Genomic DNA, 14,681 nt, shown 5'->3' with positions numbered 1-14,681 from the left:
AAGCTTCCAATCACTTTATATAAAAAGAGTATCTGAACAGAGTGATTTCTGATCGGATACTCTTTTTGATTATTTAACCAAAAGGATGATATTAATGGTTGCCGGAACAGCTTCCTCCGCACCCGCAAGCTTCCTTACCTAGTTCATTGGCTTCGGGCAGGCGGTTCAATTCCACGGATTTCGTGAAGTAGTGACTGATCTGCTGGTGCAGCTGGCTGAATTCCCGCTGAGCATAGATAAACCGACGAATGAGGGGATGATCATAGAGTGCACGTTCTTCCTCTTCATACACCTGGATTTCAGATGCAAGCAATTCAATGTTCTGTCGTTCTTTCTCCTCCAGTGCCTGGTGTTTTTCCATAAAACGCTCATACTGGGCTGTGGCTTGCTCATCTGCTGCAAACTGATCAATCATGTCCCGCATCTCTTTGTAGCCTTCATCTTGTAATAGCAGTGAACATAGCTCCTGCATTTTGTGCATAATGATCTGTTTGTCCAATTTAACAACCGTATTCATCGTATAAACCTCCTGTAAATCTTTTCTTAACTGTATACTGTAACGCTAAGCTTCACTGTGACGATACTCACATCCAATGTGAAATATAATACTTGTCCCAAAGCTATATAAGCTGAACTAATCATTCACACGTTAACATTGATGGGAAGGTCATTCTGCCCTCGTGGTGTTAGTGCAAATAATCTTTAGTTCAGAACGGAACCATTTCCCTAAGCTGCTCCAGTTGAAGAATAAGGATGCAGTTCCCTGTAACCTGAAGCAGTCCCTGGGTCTGCATCGTGGCGAGTTTACGACTAAGTGTTTCGGGGGTGATGCCAAGCAACAGTGCCATATCTTTTTTGAAAACAGGCAAACGGATCTCATGCCTTGCATGATTTCGGGTATGAAAATACAAAAGCAACTTGGCAATCTTCTGTTCCGTTGTCATCGCACTGAGCGAGCTGTTCCATTCATCGGTTTCACGGAGAAGATTGGAAATGGCAAGCAGGAAATGATAAGCAAGCTTTGGATCATGTTCCATTAACTGGTCAAAGTCATGCTTGCTGATGGAGCAGATGGCCGAAGGCTCCAGAACTTCGGCGTTCGCGGCATGTGGTTTTTGGTGTAACAGGGAATCTTGTCCGAAGAAATCTCCGGGAAACAGAAACCGGATAATATGTTCCTTGCCATTTTCATTGTATTTGGATAACTTTACACATCCCTGATGAACCACGTAAAGCGTATCTGAGCGTTCGCCCTCCTGAACGACAACTTCGCCTTTGTTATATTTGCGGGTATGCAGAAGGGAGGTCAGCAATGCAGCTTCGGCTGGATCAAGATGCTGGAACAGAGATACTTTGGAGAAACAGGCATCCTTCGCTTCGTGTGTACAGATCATCATTTAATCACCTCGAATTGTTCAGGATAGGTATAGCCATTATCTATTGTCATGTCTCAGTGAGACATCGCGGGCCCACCATGATCAGTACCATCCTTGGTCACACGCAGAACAGCGGCAGCGCCTTTGGCTACATGGTTGAACTGGTGGGTTACAATCGCATAATCGCCTTCTTCGGTCACGGTGAACTCTACGACAGCTCCACCACTTGCGGGAAGCATAACCGTCTGTATTCCATACTGGATGTTGCGTGGATTCCCATCGGTATACACACGGTCCATAATGGTACCGACAATATGGAAGGATGAGACTTCATTGGGTCCGGCATTACTGACATAGATCCGCACCGTATCTCCTACTTTGGCTAACAGGGGATGTTTAACTAATCCATAATCATTGCCGTTAAATACGACATAATCCGGTTCTCCGTTCAAAAAAGCTTCATAATCATGCTCTTTGTACCATTCACTCTGAACAAGGGTATACTCACGATCAATCAAGTGATCAGAAGGGTATCCAGCTTTGGGCTCCACAATAATCATGCCGTACATCCCGTTTGCGATATGGGCAAGAACCGGTTTGGTTCCACAGTGATACATGAATACACCGGGTGAGGAGGTGGGATAGGTGAACGTGCCTTCCTCGCCTGGCATAACATCAATAAATTTGCTGCTGGGAGCAGCATGTACAGCGTGGAAATCCATGGAGTGAGGCAGGCTGGAATCTTTATTTTTCAACGTGAACACCAAGGTGTCTCCCTCGGTCACTCGCAGGACGGGTCCGGGAACGGTACCATTAAATGTCCAAGCGTTATAGATCACACCTTCGGAGATTTCGACATCTGTAACCTGGGACGTCATTTCAATATATACCGTAGTTCCTTCTCTGCGAATGATTGGGTCCACCGGAGGTTGACTGGCCGCAGAGTAGGAGACTTCATCGTTGTGAACAGGTTTAACTGTATCGGCGGAACTACAGTGAGAGAGAGTTGCTGTGAATATGGCGAATACGAGTGACCATTTATATACATTCAGTAAGGAGAACATAGTTGCACAACCTTTACTCAAGTGATGTTTTTCACAATCCAAAAAGCAGGTTTTCTTTCATTTCAGTAGTTATGTAGTTATAGATTACGTTATTGAGGCAGGAGCTGGTGTGACGGGGCACACACTTGGGTATGTCGTATTAGAGGTATTTCCAACAATCTTGCTTCCATTCTTGTGCTGAGGAACGGAGTTACATATAATTTTAGAGAGATGGATTGGTAAATGTTACGTATTTTCAGGCTGTGTATATCTTAGTTACAGAAGGAAGGGTGGATACGGAATGAAACGTTTCGAAGATGAAGGTGCGTATAAGTACAGTTTCTATTCGGTACTTCGTCGGGGCGAGCAGGTTGATGTGAAATGTCCCCAATGCGGTGGGCACGCATCTATAGAAAAACGGAACAATCAACTGGGATGGAAGTGTTTTGTATGTTACGCTCAAGCTCTTGAAGAATCAGTGTATCAATATAAAGCCAAGGGGAATTGTGCTGTATGTGAACGCTGGTTCAACATGGAAATCACAGACGAGAAGAAGACGTCTCACCGATCAACGCATGTGGAATGTCCGCATTGTGGTTCTGTTAATCAGGTTGAATTACATGCCAAGCCGATATACGGAAGGTGTTTTTCCGAGATTCGTGCAGGGAAAGATCCAGTGTTCGGTTTGGAATTATACTTTATGGATGATTTCAGAGGAAAAATAATATGGGCTGTGAATCGGGAGCACCTGAGTTATCTCATCGCTTATGTTTCCGCAGATCTGCGTGTAAAACATGCAAATATGCCTATAAGAACGGCTTCACATAGTATCCCGGCTTATATTAAGGATGCGAAGAACAGGGATGTGGTTGTTCGTACACTGTCGAAGCTTCAGCACAAGAATGGATGAGACTGAAAGCGAAGATGAAGCGTTAAAGCTGCAAGGGAGAGTAGAACATGAAACTACGATTTAAATTAACTATTTTTGCAATCATTCTGGGTATGTTGATGATTCCTGCTTATTTTATTTTACAGACTTATGGCATATTTCAAAAACAGACAGTCCTATCTGACTATGCTCTCGCTGTTGATGTGAATGGCAAGTCCTATGCAGCCTGGCCGCTGATTAACAGTTTTGCAGCGATGGATAAACAAGAGGATAACCGTCAGTTTTATTACCGGATCGATATGAGTCATATCCAATACCTGTTTAATCTGGCTTATCGGGAGTATGAAGTGAAGCCCGGTGGGGACAATCCATATCTGGCTGGTACTATAAACTATCAACATACGGACCACAACTACGTACAGACCGAGAAACAGTATGAGAACGCCAATGATTTTTCAACGGTCTTGAATCTGTATGATCAGGATGGGCAGGTGATTTACTCCTACGATAACACTGGCAAAGCGGATAACGAATTGGTGAAGTCCATAATTCATCAGGGAATGAGCCGTAACAGTGGCGGTAGTAGTGAAGCTGCCCGGGATCCTTATATCAATATTACGGCGCTATTCCGTGACAAGCTAAACATCGATGTGAAACTGACGGTGGATGAGGAGCACAAAGTAGTTACTATTCGAATGAACAAATCGGAGGCGAGATGATGAATGAGTATGGTGTGCAACACGGACCTGCTTATCTGGAAGGTTTGACAAGAAAGGACAACGACATTAATTCCGAGGAAGTGGAGTGGAAAGGCAAACTTCAAACGAGTGATGGTCATGATAAATTCCATATTTTTTATTATGGTGACTTGATGGAAGATGATCTGATTACCTGGCATGATTCGACACCGCTTCTTGTATATGCGGAGCATACCGTCACAGGTGAACGTTATCTGCTCATTGATGCCGCCAAGCACGGATATGATGCCATGTTGTGTGAGACCTATTCGGAAGAATCACTACGTGACAGACCTCTTCGCCCTTATCTGGATGTTGAAGGAGAGGACATCTTTGAGGTGGAATTGAAGGCCTACTACAATGTGCCATGGGATGAAGAGTTCGGCGAAGATGTAGATGAAAATGGTGCATATGAACTGATTACGGGAGAGCGCATGCATTTTGATCAGGTCAAACGTGATGGATATGATGCCTTTGCCATTCGTATTCTGAATCGTAAAGGGGTATGGACTGACATTGTACAGGAAGAACTGGCTTAGATCTGTAGCGAATGAACCAAATTGAGATGGGAGATGTCGACAAATGTATATTGTATCCCGTGTACTTAAGCCGGTTCCAGCGGAGGAACTGGATCACTTTGAACAACAGCACGCCATCTCGCTACCTTTGTCATACCGCACCTGGATTGAACACTACGGGGAAGGAACATATACGGGATGGATGAATGTGCAGAGGCCAGACCCAGAAGTGTTGAAGCCTTTTGTGGAATATGATTTTTGGATACATACGGATGATTCGCCTATAAGTCAACATCAACTTGAGCAGTGCATCTCCATCGGCAGTTCTGTAGATGGAGATTTCCTTGCTGTTCATCCGGAAGTTGAGGGACTGTTGTGGCTACCGCGTCATGATGAGAATATCACCTTATGGACATGCTCGGAGACTGAATTTGGCGAAACGCTTGATCGGATCTATTGTGGGTATTACCATCAGGATAATCCAATAACGCCACTTTACTTTGAGCCGTGGAATGAGTTGCGGAAACATACATTTTACCATTTTTCAGGCACGGAACAGGGAAGCTCCATGAAGGAACTCGCCGATACATGCAAAACAGAATTTAAGTGGGACGCTGTGTTGGAGAATGAGTACATGTGCAAGATGTTCATGGTGTCGATGGGAGGATATTTACGATTTAACTATGCTGCTGGGAGAGAAGTTGCCCTGTTCTATGAAGAAAAGAATGGTGCGGAGGAGGCAACGGATAACGAAATCAGTTTGTTCTTGCAGGCACATTATTGTACGGCATATGAATAGGGGCAGAGTGGAGGGACACCTATGAGTTGGTTAAAGGAAGACATTGCGGAACAATGGCGCAATGAAGGCAAGCGTTATGCAAAGGATGTCAATTCATTTGTCCAGAGAAGTATGCAGGGAGAGCAACCGGATGAATCCGAGTTGGAGGGAGACTCCAGAAGCGGAATGAGTACTGAAGTATTCCATATGGTGAGACAAGCCAATCTCCACGGTGACTTGGAGGTGCTCCGACGTGAGCTGCCCGCAGCAACGTGGCCGCTGAATGAGGCGTTTCAGGCTTCCATGCAGGCGGTCAAAGTTGTAGGTTATCTGAACGAAGAAACGTGTGTATGTAACACGGGTATCTTCACAGAGAATGGTCAGATCTATACGATGGATCAGCACGGATGGCAGTTGATTTCTTCGTATACTTTTGCAGGTTGCTCATCAGACGGATTGGACTATGCGCTTGCAGGACCGGATGGGATTCGTGTCATTCGTCAGCCAGATCGCAAGTTGGAAGGACAAGAGATAGCGACATATCGTTGGGTAGATATTCAATCCCGGATACAGTCGTCCTCACCTCGAATTGAATCACTTGCTGATTGTGAGCATCCCGAACGTACACTAGAGGGACTTATACCTATGGATGAAGGCAGGGCACTACTTATACATTCACGATACGGGATATATCTGGTCACACAAGCTGAGGTGACCTTGCTTCATCCCGATCTGGCAGAGATTGAAGAGTACGAACTAGAGGATACACAGATAGATATGGGACATGCTGCTGTATCTCGGGATGGCCGATGGATTGCCTATGGCAGCCAAGGGAGCAATCATATGGTGATGGACCGTCAGGTGAACAAGACTTACTCCCTCTATCCAGAATCGAGTTACCCTCATTATGCCGCATTCATGAGTGCTAAGCAGAGCGTCTGGTTTAACGCATGTCATTTCTATAATGGGGTCACGATACAGGTTCCACTGGAAGATATACAAGGTAACGAAACGAAGGAAGACTGGCCAGTCATGGATGAGAATGCACGTGTTTATGCGGCAGTGGAAATAGACGCGGGCATGGTGCTTGGAGATGCATATGGTTACCTGTATTGTGTGAATGGCGAGGGTGAGGAAGTATGGCGTCATTTTGTGGGCAGTACGATCTATTCTCTGGCTGTATCCCCTGAGCAGTCCAAGCTAGCAGTAGGTACCTATGGCGGTATGTTGCATGTGCTCGATCTTCATTCCAACGAGATGGACGAGTACGGGATCGGTACAGGCAGTCTTCGTGAGTTGGAGAGGTATGTATTGTGGCGTGGAGAAGAACCTCTGCGCTGGTGAGGTAGCATGATGACCTGTTTAGGGGTGAAGGCATGGAACGTGAAGAGGCTGTAATGTTATTAAAATGTCATGCTTTTTCCTATGATGATCTGAGTCATCCCAAGATGGAGAACGGTTTTATTGGCAGTCTGCGCCCATTTCGCGGACATTTGATTGAGGAGAATTTTCATGAATTGATGAAGATATTACGTGTTCTGGCACCAGAACTTGCACAGCCTTCACTGGATCGGGGAGTCATGGCATGTCTTTGGGGAATTACTCATATGGCACGTGCCTGGGCCGTTGAACCCGAGGGCATGCTCCGCAGAAACAATCTCATCTCGGACGAGCAGGTAGTGTTGATGGAACAATGTCTTAATTTGTTATCTTACGCAGTCATGATCCTGATCGAAGGTGGCGGAGAGGAAGAAGCGTTTTGGGAATATCATCAATATGTGCAAGAAGAGAATGGCGGAGCTAAGAAAGGGGAGGTCTAGTGAAACCGGAGTCGAATGTAACATTAAACGTACTTATTGACGAGCTGAATCGCTTGTTGGATGAGAAAATACAGGATCAAGAGATTCGCCAATTGTTTGAAGAGTATCAACATCGGGAAGGGGCATCCGAAGAAAGTCTCGATGTATTCGAAAAGGAGTATGGAATTAGGCTACCTGGCGATTTTCGTACCTTTTACCAAGGCAAAGATGGTAGTGGCTATGGGTTGCATGTGCTGTACCCGGGTGATGCTGAGGCTGGGCGTTGTACGCCATTTTATATGATGTCATTGGAAGAGATTCGAGAGACCAAACAATACTTCTGTGAAGTGGATGAGAAGCTGGAAGAGTATTATTCTGCGGAAGAGATCAGCCAGTTGGACCCTGAGATTAAGCCGTACCTGTTCCACAAACCATGGATTCCATTTGCAACGATCGCGGGAGGTTCACTGTATCTGATGCTCGATTTTGATCCAACGGAGGAAGGGACATATGGGCAGATTATTATGTACGTGCACGATCCGGACTTTATCTATTATTTAACGCCTACCTTCACGGATCTCCTCAGTATGTCGAACCGAAATCTGAAGATAATGGATGAGATTACGTATTAAGTCCTGAATGATTAGAGAATAGGTTTCGATAATAAAGAAGCTGCCGAAGCAGCTCCTTTATCTGATCTGAACCTGAACTTTGGATAAGTCTCATGATTACCACTGAAAGAAACGATGTCCGTGAAATCCTCCGCCTGGAGGTCCTCCGTGTCCACCTGGACCACCTGGACCGCCGTGAGGTCCGCCGGGATAGCCACCTCCTGGGAAATGACCAGGGTGTCCACCGGGGTAACCACCGCCGGGATAGCCACCGTGCCACCAAGGACCACCGATCGGATATGGTAGTGGAAAAGGAACGATGGGTGGGTATGGATATGGATACGGATAAGGGTAGGGATACGGTGTGGGTGGATAATAAGGGTAAGGATAACCCGCAGGTTGCGGGGATGATACTGAACCAGGGCCGTATGCCATGTAACAAGCCTCCAATAACTGGATTGATGATATCAGCCTATGCCACAATGGTTTCAGGTGATACAGCAGATTGAAGAATAATGAATATAGAGTCATGAGGGGGAGCATATGGTAGCCGTAGCTTTTCACACCGATCCAAGAGGAACTGCCTATGAACTGTTGATTGACGAATTGATCCAGAAGACAGATCGTTTTATGCTGGTTGACCGAAAGTATGTTGAGGGAGATACACCTGAGAGGGTTGCCAAAGTGTTACAGAGACTTGAGCCGTATCTAGTTGAAAACAGTACGATGGAAGAAATGATGATGCAAAGTGGCGCCATGTATGCAGAAGGCATCTATTACATATATCGTTGCACGCCTGAATCCGGGCAGGTCCTTAAGGAGGAAGCCAATCGCTTTCATGACTGGTTATATCCGTCATTGCCGGACGATCTTTGTTTTCTGAAAGAGGATGGGAGTGATTACTTCTACACGGTTGCTCATGAGCATATGTATGGCATGCACATTACACAAGAAGAAGCGAATGAGCTAATGGAGCGTATTCCAGGCTTGTTTTTCGATTTAAATCGTCAGAAAGATATTCATCGACTGTTGGATGATGCCATCAGGCATCAAACCGATGTGCTGAATATTAGTTCACATTACTTAAAAGAGATTCCGGAACGGATTCGGGAATTAAAGCACTTGAAACGTTTGACGATTTTTGAGCAGGATATTTATACACTTCCTCCAGCCCTTTTTGAACTGACATCATTGGAAGAATTGGAGATCATGACAGCGGATTTGGAAGGTATTCACCGAGACATTGGAAAATTGAAACAACTTCGAGAGCTTAGAATTTATTGCGGTAGTTCTTATCATGTTCCTACCGGGTGGAAGCCAAAGGAGAAGTCGGATCTTGGTCTGAAACATATTCCAGCCGAGATTGGTGAATTGAGCGAACTTGTGAGTCTGGATATAAGTTACTCTGGCATTCGTGAAATCCCACCCGAACTGGAGCAGTTGAAGAAACTGCGTTATCTGAGTATAACGAATAGTTTAATTGAAGGAATGCCGGACATAGTCAAGCGAATGACCTGGCTTCAGAGTGTAAATTTGAACAGTACTCCACTAGGGATCAGTTGGGAGGACATCTCCGACGAAGCAGAATTATAATAGCCAAATATCCCTCCTCCCGTGTATCTGAGTCAGGGATATTTGTTATGCGATGAAAACTTGGCGGAAATGGGCTCACGTATCTGGGCGCTGGGCATAAGCTGGCATATAGGTTATGACCTAAACCGAGAGCGAAGGGCAGGCGTTTTATTTTGGCAACCTCATACATGGATTATACTTTACCCACCACCCAATTTACTTACGATTTGAGCAAGAATCCGTTATTCAAGAAGGATGAGGATAACTATATAAACTCTCTTTCCATCAACCAGTTAAACACACTGGGCAATACTTCTTTACTGGATATTTTCCTCAACACAGGCAATGTGGTTGAACCACATATTCATCAGAATGCAACCGAACTGGTATATTGCATCAGCGGTTCTGCCGTTGTGTCCCTCATCAATCCGTTCACCAATGAGTTGCTTCATTTCCCAATTACTCCGGGGCAAGTGGCGAATGTACCTCAAGGCTGGTGGCATTATGAAGTGGCTACTGCAGATCAAACGCATTTATTGGCGATCTTCGATGCACCCGTGCCTGAAGCGATATTTGGCTCAGACATCTTGCGACTTACACCTGCAAAACTTCTGGCTTATACGTACTGTCTAGATGAGAAAAAAGTTCAAGAAGCGCTGGCTCCCATTCAAAAAACAGTGATTATTGGCCCGCCGGCAGATTGTATGACTTCCACTGCCCCCAACTCTAACAGTGCTCCGAATGTGAATCATCAGCCGTACGTAATGCCTAATGTACAACCAAACACACAACCCAGCATGCAACCAAACACACAACCAAACATGCAACCCAATGCACAGCCCAACATGCCACCAAATACTCAGCCCAATATGCAACCTTACGTAAACCGTCTTCCGTACTGGGGGACTTGGGTCGATCCACGTATTATCCACGAACCGGGTTGCCCGTATTATATAGAGCTTCCTGTGAATACGAATATTCAAGAGGAAAGATGACGGTTTATTAGGCAAGGTTTATCTAGTACACATAGGTACTTTAGTTGAATTAGGTAAAGCAAAAGAGGCTTCCGCAAAGGAACGCTTCTTTTTTTGATTAAGGATGTCTTCATACTTGCGGAAAGCCGTGTTTAGAGCTAAGCATGAGGCGCTAACGAATCGTAGTCGTCTTAATCAAGGATTTGAAGCGCGCCCAGAAATCTAAAGAATCTGAGACACCTTATATCAGAATAAACAGCCGTTTGACGTGTTTATATCGGGGATTATGGGAAATAACATGTCTGGAGTTCCTTACAATTTTAAATGAGGCTATATATGTTCAACTAAACATCTACATGATAACGGAAAGTTATTCTTCCATCGGAATGCCAGTGTAAATATATTCATTAGTTGAACTTATATACTATCTACTTACGATGTGTAATTTCGGCCCAAACCAATTTCCGTTAATAATTGACGATAAGCAATTGAAGTACGGTCAGCGGGAATATGGGCCTCGGCATGCAGATCCAGGGGCAGATCCTCCGGTTTCTGTGACTCGACCATCTCGCGGTCCTCTTCGAATACCTGCAAGTTGAACTTGATTGTGTCTTCAATAGGAGCGTCTTTGTCAAAGTTTCGTGTGATTGGACAGAATAGACGCGTATAACGAGCAGAGATCGGCGAAGCACAATTCAGAATATTCAGCTTGTCGTCTCCTGGGAAATATACCGTCAGAGAAGCCGCAAAAGGCGGGAATACCCGAAACTCACGCAACCATTGGAAACCTTCTGGAGCAACAAGACCTTGCCCTTTGCCATAGTTGCTCACCGTACTCCAATACTCGGCCAGTAACTCATTACCTTCACGTTTCACTTTGTATTGAGGGACTTCTGTGTTGTTTTTGTCACCAAACGTTTCCGTATGCACATAGGCAAAATGGGATACATCGAGGAATCCCTCCATTTGACGTCCAGAAGAACCGGCAATATCAAAGTTGGGTGGCAAAATATTGATATAATCCGGATCATCCCATCCAGGGAAGGAGGGGATCTGTTCTTCCGTTCCCGCCAAAGTGGTCCAGATTAAACCATAACGTTCAACTGCCGGATACACGATAAGTTTGAGCTTAGGCGAGATCTTGGAGCTTGGGTGTGCAGGTACTGCGGTACATTTACCTTCACAATTGTAACGGAAGCCGTGATAAGGGCAGACAATCTCACCATTTTCTACCCAGCCTTTGCTAAGTGGGGCCCCGCGGTGAAAACAAAGATCCTTGGCTACGACAACCTGATCATTGCTACGATAAAGAACCAGCTTCACATCGAGTAATTGAGCAGCAAGTGGTTTGTCTGTTACTTCGGTAGCTTGTGCTACCGGATACCAATATTGTGATAATACATGCCAGTCTTCAGCGGTGAACGTACAACCTCTAGGCAATTCGGATGTATTACGGTTTGCGTTGGAAGTTATCATAGTAAAACACTCCTTGCCAATATGAATAAACATTTCTCTTTCTTATGTCAGAAAAGTTAACTTTATTAGCCGTATGTTACTACTCTTTTGGTCAAAGTATCAATATATCCAACCTACTTTTGGTTGAAATCACAAACGGTACAGCAAAAACCGTACATGGATACGGAAAAAAGCGGATTTTTCTTACGTTAGATGTTAATTGTAGAAAAGAGAACAACCATTCAGTATGTTTTTCCATTACTGATTATTAACTCCATGGAGGTTGTCCTGCCATCAGAATTTCAGTGTAATATCTGTTAGTTGAGCAACCATTCTTGTGGGAATAAAAAGATTTTCGCAAAAATGTCACAGATCCCGGCCGTCGTTTGTCTACAGTATGTAAACCAAATGATGGAGGCGAATGAAATGAATTTAAGAACCAACTACAGAGCAGTGAGTCCAGGCGCTTTTAAAGCGATGATGGCGATGGAGCAGTATATATCCGGGCAATTTGAAAATAAAGTATTGTATGAGTTGTTAAAAATCCGTGTGTCCCAGATCAATGGCTGTGCCTTTTGTCTAGATATGCATGCCAAAGATCTGATGAAACTGGGTAATTATGCGGATCATATTCTATTGCTGAGTGTGTGGCGTGAAGTGTCTTTCTTCACGGATCAAGAACGTGTTATGCTGGAGCTGGCTGAGGCGGTGACCCGTATCTCGGAACACGGTGTACCCCTTGCGTTGTACGATAAGGTTCGTGAACATTTCAGTGAATCCGAACTGGTGGATCTGATCCTGGCCATTAACACGATTAATAATTGGAACCGGATTGCGATTACAACAGGAATGTATCCGGGCTGCTTTAACTAAAATACATGCACCATGCCAGAGGAGGCCATTCTTATGAATTCCAATCTCCACGCCAATGAGCCAGAAGTGTCTTCTCTGGATGTTGGTGAGCTGTATATTCGGTATAAAAATTATGCATTTTCGATCGCTTACCGCATGCTCGGCAGTGTGGTAGAAGCTGAAGATATGGTTCAGGATTGCTTTGCGGGGATTCAGAGCAATACTACTCAAGATATTCGTAATCCGAAGTCTTATATCGCCAGACTGGTGGTGAACCGAAGTTTGAATCTGCTCAATTCTGCCCGCAACCAGAGGGAAAATTATGTTGGAGAGTGGCTTCCGGAACCGATAGCAGACAGTAAAGCGGGAAACATACCAGAGGAAACGATGCAGAAGAAAGAGCTGATTTCTTATGCCTATCTGGTCATGTTGGAGCGGCTTTCGCCTGTTGAACGGGCTGTTTTTGTACTTCGTGAAGCTTTCCAGTATGACTATTCTGAAATAGCGGATTGGCTGGGCAAAACGGAGAGTAACTGCCGTCAAATCTTTAGCCGAGCCAGACGGAACTTGCCTGAAAAACTTCCACCGATCGAGCAGAGTGATGCGGATATGATCGCCAAGGGTGAATTGCTTAGCCGTTTTACAACGGCTTTCCTTCGTTATGATGTCGCTGCGATGCTCGAGTTACTGGCAGATCAGCCTGTATTTACAGCAGATGGCGGTGGCGTTGTGCATACTGTGATGAGAACGATGCATGTTCACAAAGGTGTGCTTGCACTCCTGACCTCACGGCGAGTCCTTACGCGATTGCGTGAAAGAGAATGGGTACCGATGTGGATCAATGGCGAGCTTCAACTCGCGTTGATGAAAGAAGGACAGTTGTCCGAGGTGCTCTGTTTGGGGTTGGACCCTTCCGGAGAGCGGATTGAGGGCATTTATCTCGTCGTTAATCCGAACAAACTTACATCAATAGACACTTCAACTCTTTGATCCAAACGTAAGGAATTGAAAGGTAAACTTAAAAGCGGCAACCTCTGTCTCGAGGACTGCCGCTTTTTTGGCATTCACATTTTGCGACTAAGCTTCCGATTATTCCCAGGAAAATTGTTGTTGAACAGGTTCAATGATGGCTCTGACTTCAGGTGTGAGCTCATCATTATTCTGATTCAGAACCAGTAAAATCTTTTCCATAGTGTCCAGAAGAACACTCTGCGTATCAGGCTCCCGGTAAGCCAAAGCTTTCTCGTAAGCCTGTTTCACCTCAGGGTCCATGGTGCGAATTTCTTCATCCGTGTACCAATCATATGCAGGCGTGTTGTCACTTCCGTAAAACACATATTCTACAAATAACCACTGCTTCACTGTTGATGTGCGATTGGAATTCGGGAAGTTATTCAAAAAGGCTTCTTTCTCCAATGTACGCTGAATTAATTCGTTCCAGGAAATGATAATGCCACCATCCGAAGTGGTCATCTGATTGGACTCCGTAGCCATAATGTCGATATATGCAGCAATATCAGCCTTAACAAAAGGTTTGAACTTTTGGTAGATCTCATAATTGATGATAGGGTAATACAAGCCCTCACTGGTTTCCAGTTTGAACCCGAGATCAGATGCTTCCTGCAGAACTTTCCTCACTGACGGATCTTTAATTTCTTTCAGCAGACGACTGTATGTAAGCTTCTGTTCGTAACCAAGTTGTTCATGGGCCTGAGATAGGGCTTGTTGAAACTGTTCCGTATACATTTGGTTATCCATATCCGCCAGCTTCATATTCTGCATATTCTCCAATTGCAGGGTCATTAATGTTGCCTGCCAAGGACCGACTTTATCGATATGATTCATCAGGTATTTACGTGCTTTAGCCACACTCGCTGTGGATTTCACTGCTTCCGTTCGATACGTTTGGAATTGATGATACACCGCTTTGGAAGCGGGAACAGGTGCAGCCAGCGTTGTTGAAGTCGTAAGTGTTGAGCCGATGGCAGTACAGCCGAGAGCCATAGCCAGTAAACCAAGTTTAGCAGGTTGCTTCCATCTCATTCGTATACCTCCCCATAATGAAGAAAAAGCCATT

At 44.9% G+C, this 14,681-nt stretch carries 17 protein-coding genes; 11 read left to right on the top strand and 6 right to left on the bottom strand.

Annotated features, from left to right (window positions below; translation table 11 throughout):
• Nucleotides 1-91: 91 nt before the first annotated feature.
• The 3 genes from ACETMN_RS19735 to ACETMN_RS19725 all read right to left on the bottom strand — a co-directional run bounded on the left by ACETMN_RS19735 (nt 92) and on the right by ACETMN_RS19725 (nt 2,440).
• Nucleotides 92-517, bottom strand: a complete 426-nt coding sequence (locus ACETMN_RS19735) for a YlbF family regulator (protein WP_091017871.1) — start codon at nt 515-517, stop codon at nt 92-94.
• A gap of 190 nt (nt 518-707) precedes the next feature.
• A complete protein-coding gene (locus ACETMN_RS19730) occupies nt 708-1,394 on the bottom strand; it encodes a Crp/Fnr family transcriptional regulator (RefSeq protein WP_181155469.1) in 687 nt (228 codons plus the stop codon).
• A 56-nt stretch (nt 1,395-1,450) separates the two neighbouring features.
• Nucleotides 1,451-2,440 carry a multicopper oxidase domain-containing protein gene (locus tag ACETMN_RS19725; protein ID WP_105599321.1) on the bottom strand — a complete coding sequence of 330 codons (990 nt, stop codon included), beginning with the start codon at nt 2,438-2,440 and terminating at the stop codon, nt 1,451-1,453.
• Between the two features lie 280 nt (nt 2,441-2,720).
• Between ACETMN_RS19725 and ACETMN_RS19720 the strand changes: the two genes are divergently transcribed.
• The 7 genes from ACETMN_RS19720 to ACETMN_RS19690 are packed head-to-tail and all read left to right on the top strand — an operon-like array spanning nt 2,721 to nt 7,772.
• Nucleotides 2,721-3,329: a hypothetical protein gene (locus ACETMN_RS19720; RefSeq protein WP_411734980.1), complete on the top strand. Its 609-nt coding sequence runs from the start codon at nt 2,721-2,723 to the stop codon at nt 3,327-3,329.
• 47 nt (nt 3,330-3,376) lie between these two features.
• Nucleotides 3,377-4,027 carry a hypothetical protein gene (locus ACETMN_RS19715; RefSeq protein ID WP_310336427.1) on the top strand — a complete coding sequence of 217 codons (651 nt, stop codon included), beginning with the start codon at nt 3,377-3,379 and terminating at the stop codon, nt 4,025-4,027.
• Complete coding sequence (locus ACETMN_RS19710; protein WP_411734979.1) at nt 4,027-4,584, top strand: hypothetical protein; 558 nt, start codon at nt 4,027-4,029, stop codon at nt 4,582-4,584. Before ACETMN_RS19715 ends, ACETMN_RS19710 begins: the two co-directional genes overlap by 1 nt.
• A gap of 43 nt (nt 4,585-4,627) precedes the next feature.
• The gene (locus ACETMN_RS19705) at nt 4,628-5,362 is read left to right on the top strand and encodes an SMI1/KNR4 family protein (protein ID WP_091017860.1); all 735 of its coding nucleotides are present in this window, start codon (nt 4,628-4,630) and stop codon (nt 5,360-5,362) included.
• Between the two features lie 21 nt (nt 5,363-5,383).
• A complete protein-coding gene (locus ACETMN_RS19700) occupies nt 5,384-6,685 on the top strand; it encodes a hypothetical protein (RefSeq protein WP_411734978.1) in 1,302 nt (433 codons plus the stop codon).
• A gap of 32 nt (nt 6,686-6,717) precedes the next feature.
• Nucleotides 6,718-7,161, top strand: a complete 444-nt coding sequence (locus tag ACETMN_RS19695) for a hypothetical protein (RefSeq protein WP_411734977.1) — start codon at nt 6,718-6,720, stop codon at nt 7,159-7,161.
• Nucleotides 7,161-7,772, top strand: a complete 612-nt coding sequence (locus ACETMN_RS19690; RefSeq protein WP_411734976.1) for an SMI1/KNR4 family protein — start codon at nt 7,161-7,163, stop codon at nt 7,770-7,772. The genes ACETMN_RS19695 and ACETMN_RS19690 overlap by 1 nt, the downstream gene beginning before the upstream one ends.
• Before the next feature lie 96 nt (nt 7,773-7,868).
• On the opposite strand, the gene ACETMN_RS19685 is transcribed toward ACETMN_RS19690, so the two are convergent.
• Entirely contained in the window at nt 7,869-8,186 is a 318-nt protein-coding gene (locus ACETMN_RS19685; RefSeq protein ID WP_105599316.1) for a hypothetical protein, read from the bottom strand.
• Nucleotides 8,187-8,294: 108 nt separating this feature from the next.
• Between ACETMN_RS19685 and ACETMN_RS19680 the strand changes: the two genes are divergently transcribed.
• Both ACETMN_RS19680 and ACETMN_RS19675 read left to right on the top strand, forming a co-directional pair.
• Complete coding sequence (locus tag ACETMN_RS19680) at nt 8,295-9,344, top strand: leucine-rich repeat domain-containing protein (protein ID WP_411734975.1); 1,050 nt, start codon at nt 8,295-8,297, stop codon at nt 9,342-9,344.
• 152 nt (nt 9,345-9,496) lie between these two features.
• Nucleotides 9,497-10,318 carry a cupin domain-containing protein gene (locus ACETMN_RS19675; RefSeq protein WP_091017848.1) on the top strand — a complete coding sequence of 274 codons (822 nt, stop codon included), beginning with the start codon at nt 9,497-9,499 and terminating at the stop codon, nt 10,316-10,318.
• 411 nt (nt 10,319-10,729) lie between these two features.
• Here ACETMN_RS19675 and ACETMN_RS19670 read toward each other — a convergent pair whose 3' ends face one another.
• On the bottom strand, nt 10,730-11,773 hold the full coding sequence (locus ACETMN_RS19670) for an aromatic ring-hydroxylating oxygenase subunit alpha (protein ID WP_091017847.1): 1,044 nt from the start codon (nt 11,771-11,773) through the stop codon (nt 10,730-10,732).
• A 405-nt stretch (nt 11,774-12,178) separates the two neighbouring features.
• Between ACETMN_RS19670 and ACETMN_RS19665 the strand changes: the two genes are divergently transcribed.
• On the top strand, nt 12,179-12,625 hold the full coding sequence (locus tag ACETMN_RS19665; RefSeq protein WP_091017845.1) for a carboxymuconolactone decarboxylase family protein: 447 nt from the start codon (nt 12,179-12,181) through the stop codon (nt 12,623-12,625).
• A gap of 33 nt (nt 12,626-12,658) precedes the next feature.
• Entirely contained in the window at nt 12,659-13,594 is a 936-nt protein-coding gene (locus ACETMN_RS19660; RefSeq protein ID WP_091017843.1) for a sigma-70 family RNA polymerase sigma factor, read from the top strand.
• Nucleotides 13,595-13,693: 99 nt separating this feature from the next.
• Here ACETMN_RS19660 and ACETMN_RS19655 read toward each other — a convergent pair whose 3' ends face one another.
• Nucleotides 13,694-14,647, bottom strand: coding sequence for a hypothetical protein (locus tag ACETMN_RS19655; protein WP_091017841.1), 954 nt, complete (start codon nt 14,645-14,647; stop codon nt 13,694-13,696).
• Nucleotides 14,648-14,681: the final 34 nt, after the last annotated feature.

The sequence above is a fragment of the Paenibacillus sp. M2 genome (assembly GCF_046713495.1).
GTDB lineage: Bacteria > Bacillota > Bacilli > Paenibacillales > Paenibacillaceae > Paenibacillus > Paenibacillus amylolyticus_B.
The sequence above is the reverse complement of the archived record's forward strand: the minus strand, read 5'-3'. Positions and strand labels throughout refer to the sequence as shown.

Excerpts from the sequence above, each read along its gene's own strand:
- ACETMN_RS19735 (WP_091017871.1), bottom strand. The coding sequence starts at position 517 with ATGAATACGGTTGTTAAATTGGACAAACAGATCATTATGCACAAAATG.
- ACETMN_RS19730 (WP_181155469.1), bottom strand. The coding sequence starts at position 1,394 with ATGATCTGTACACACGAAGCGAAGGATGCCTGTTTCTCCAAAGTATCT.
- ACETMN_RS19725 (WP_105599321.1), bottom strand. The coding sequence starts at position 2,440 with ATGTTCTCCTTACTGAATGTATATAAATGGTCACTCGTATTCGCCATA.
- ACETMN_RS19720 (WP_411734980.1), top strand. The coding sequence starts at position 2,721 with ATGAAACGTTTCGAAGATGAAGGTGCGTATAAGTACAGTTTCTATTCG.
- ACETMN_RS19715 (WP_310336427.1), top strand. The coding sequence starts at position 3,377 with ATGAAACTACGATTTAAATTAACTATTTTTGCAATCATTCTGGGTATG.
- ACETMN_RS19710 (WP_411734979.1), top strand. The coding sequence starts at position 4,027 with ATGAATGAGTATGGTGTGCAACACGGACCTGCTTATCTGGAAGGTTTG.
- ACETMN_RS19705 (WP_091017860.1), top strand. The coding sequence starts at position 4,628 with ATGTATATTGTATCCCGTGTACTTAAGCCGGTTCCAGCGGAGGAACTG.
- ACETMN_RS19700 (WP_411734978.1), top strand. The coding sequence starts at position 5,384 with ATGAGTTGGTTAAAGGAAGACATTGCGGAACAATGGCGCAATGAAGGC.
- ACETMN_RS19695 (WP_411734977.1), top strand. The coding sequence starts at position 6,718 with ATGGAACGTGAAGAGGCTGTAATGTTATTAAAATGTCATGCTTTTTCC.
- ACETMN_RS19685 (WP_105599316.1), bottom strand. The coding sequence starts at position 8,186 with ATGGCATACGGCCCTGGTTCAGTATCATCCCCGCAACCTGCGGGTTAT.
- ACETMN_RS19680 (WP_411734975.1), top strand. The coding sequence starts at position 8,295 with ATGGTAGCCGTAGCTTTTCACACCGATCCAAGAGGAACTGCCTATGAA.
- ACETMN_RS19670 (WP_091017847.1), bottom strand. The coding sequence starts at position 11,773 with ATGATAACTTCCAACGCAAACCGTAATACATCCGAATTGCCTAGAGGT.
- ACETMN_RS19665 (WP_091017845.1), top strand. The coding sequence starts at position 12,179 with ATGAATTTAAGAACCAACTACAGAGCAGTGAGTCCAGGCGCTTTTAAA.
- ACETMN_RS19660 (WP_091017843.1), top strand. The coding sequence starts at position 12,659 with ATGAATTCCAATCTCCACGCCAATGAGCCAGAAGTGTCTTCTCTGGAT.
- ACETMN_RS19655 (WP_091017841.1), bottom strand. The coding sequence starts at position 14,647 with ATGAGATGGAAGCAACCTGCTAAACTTGGTTTACTGGCTATGGCTCTC.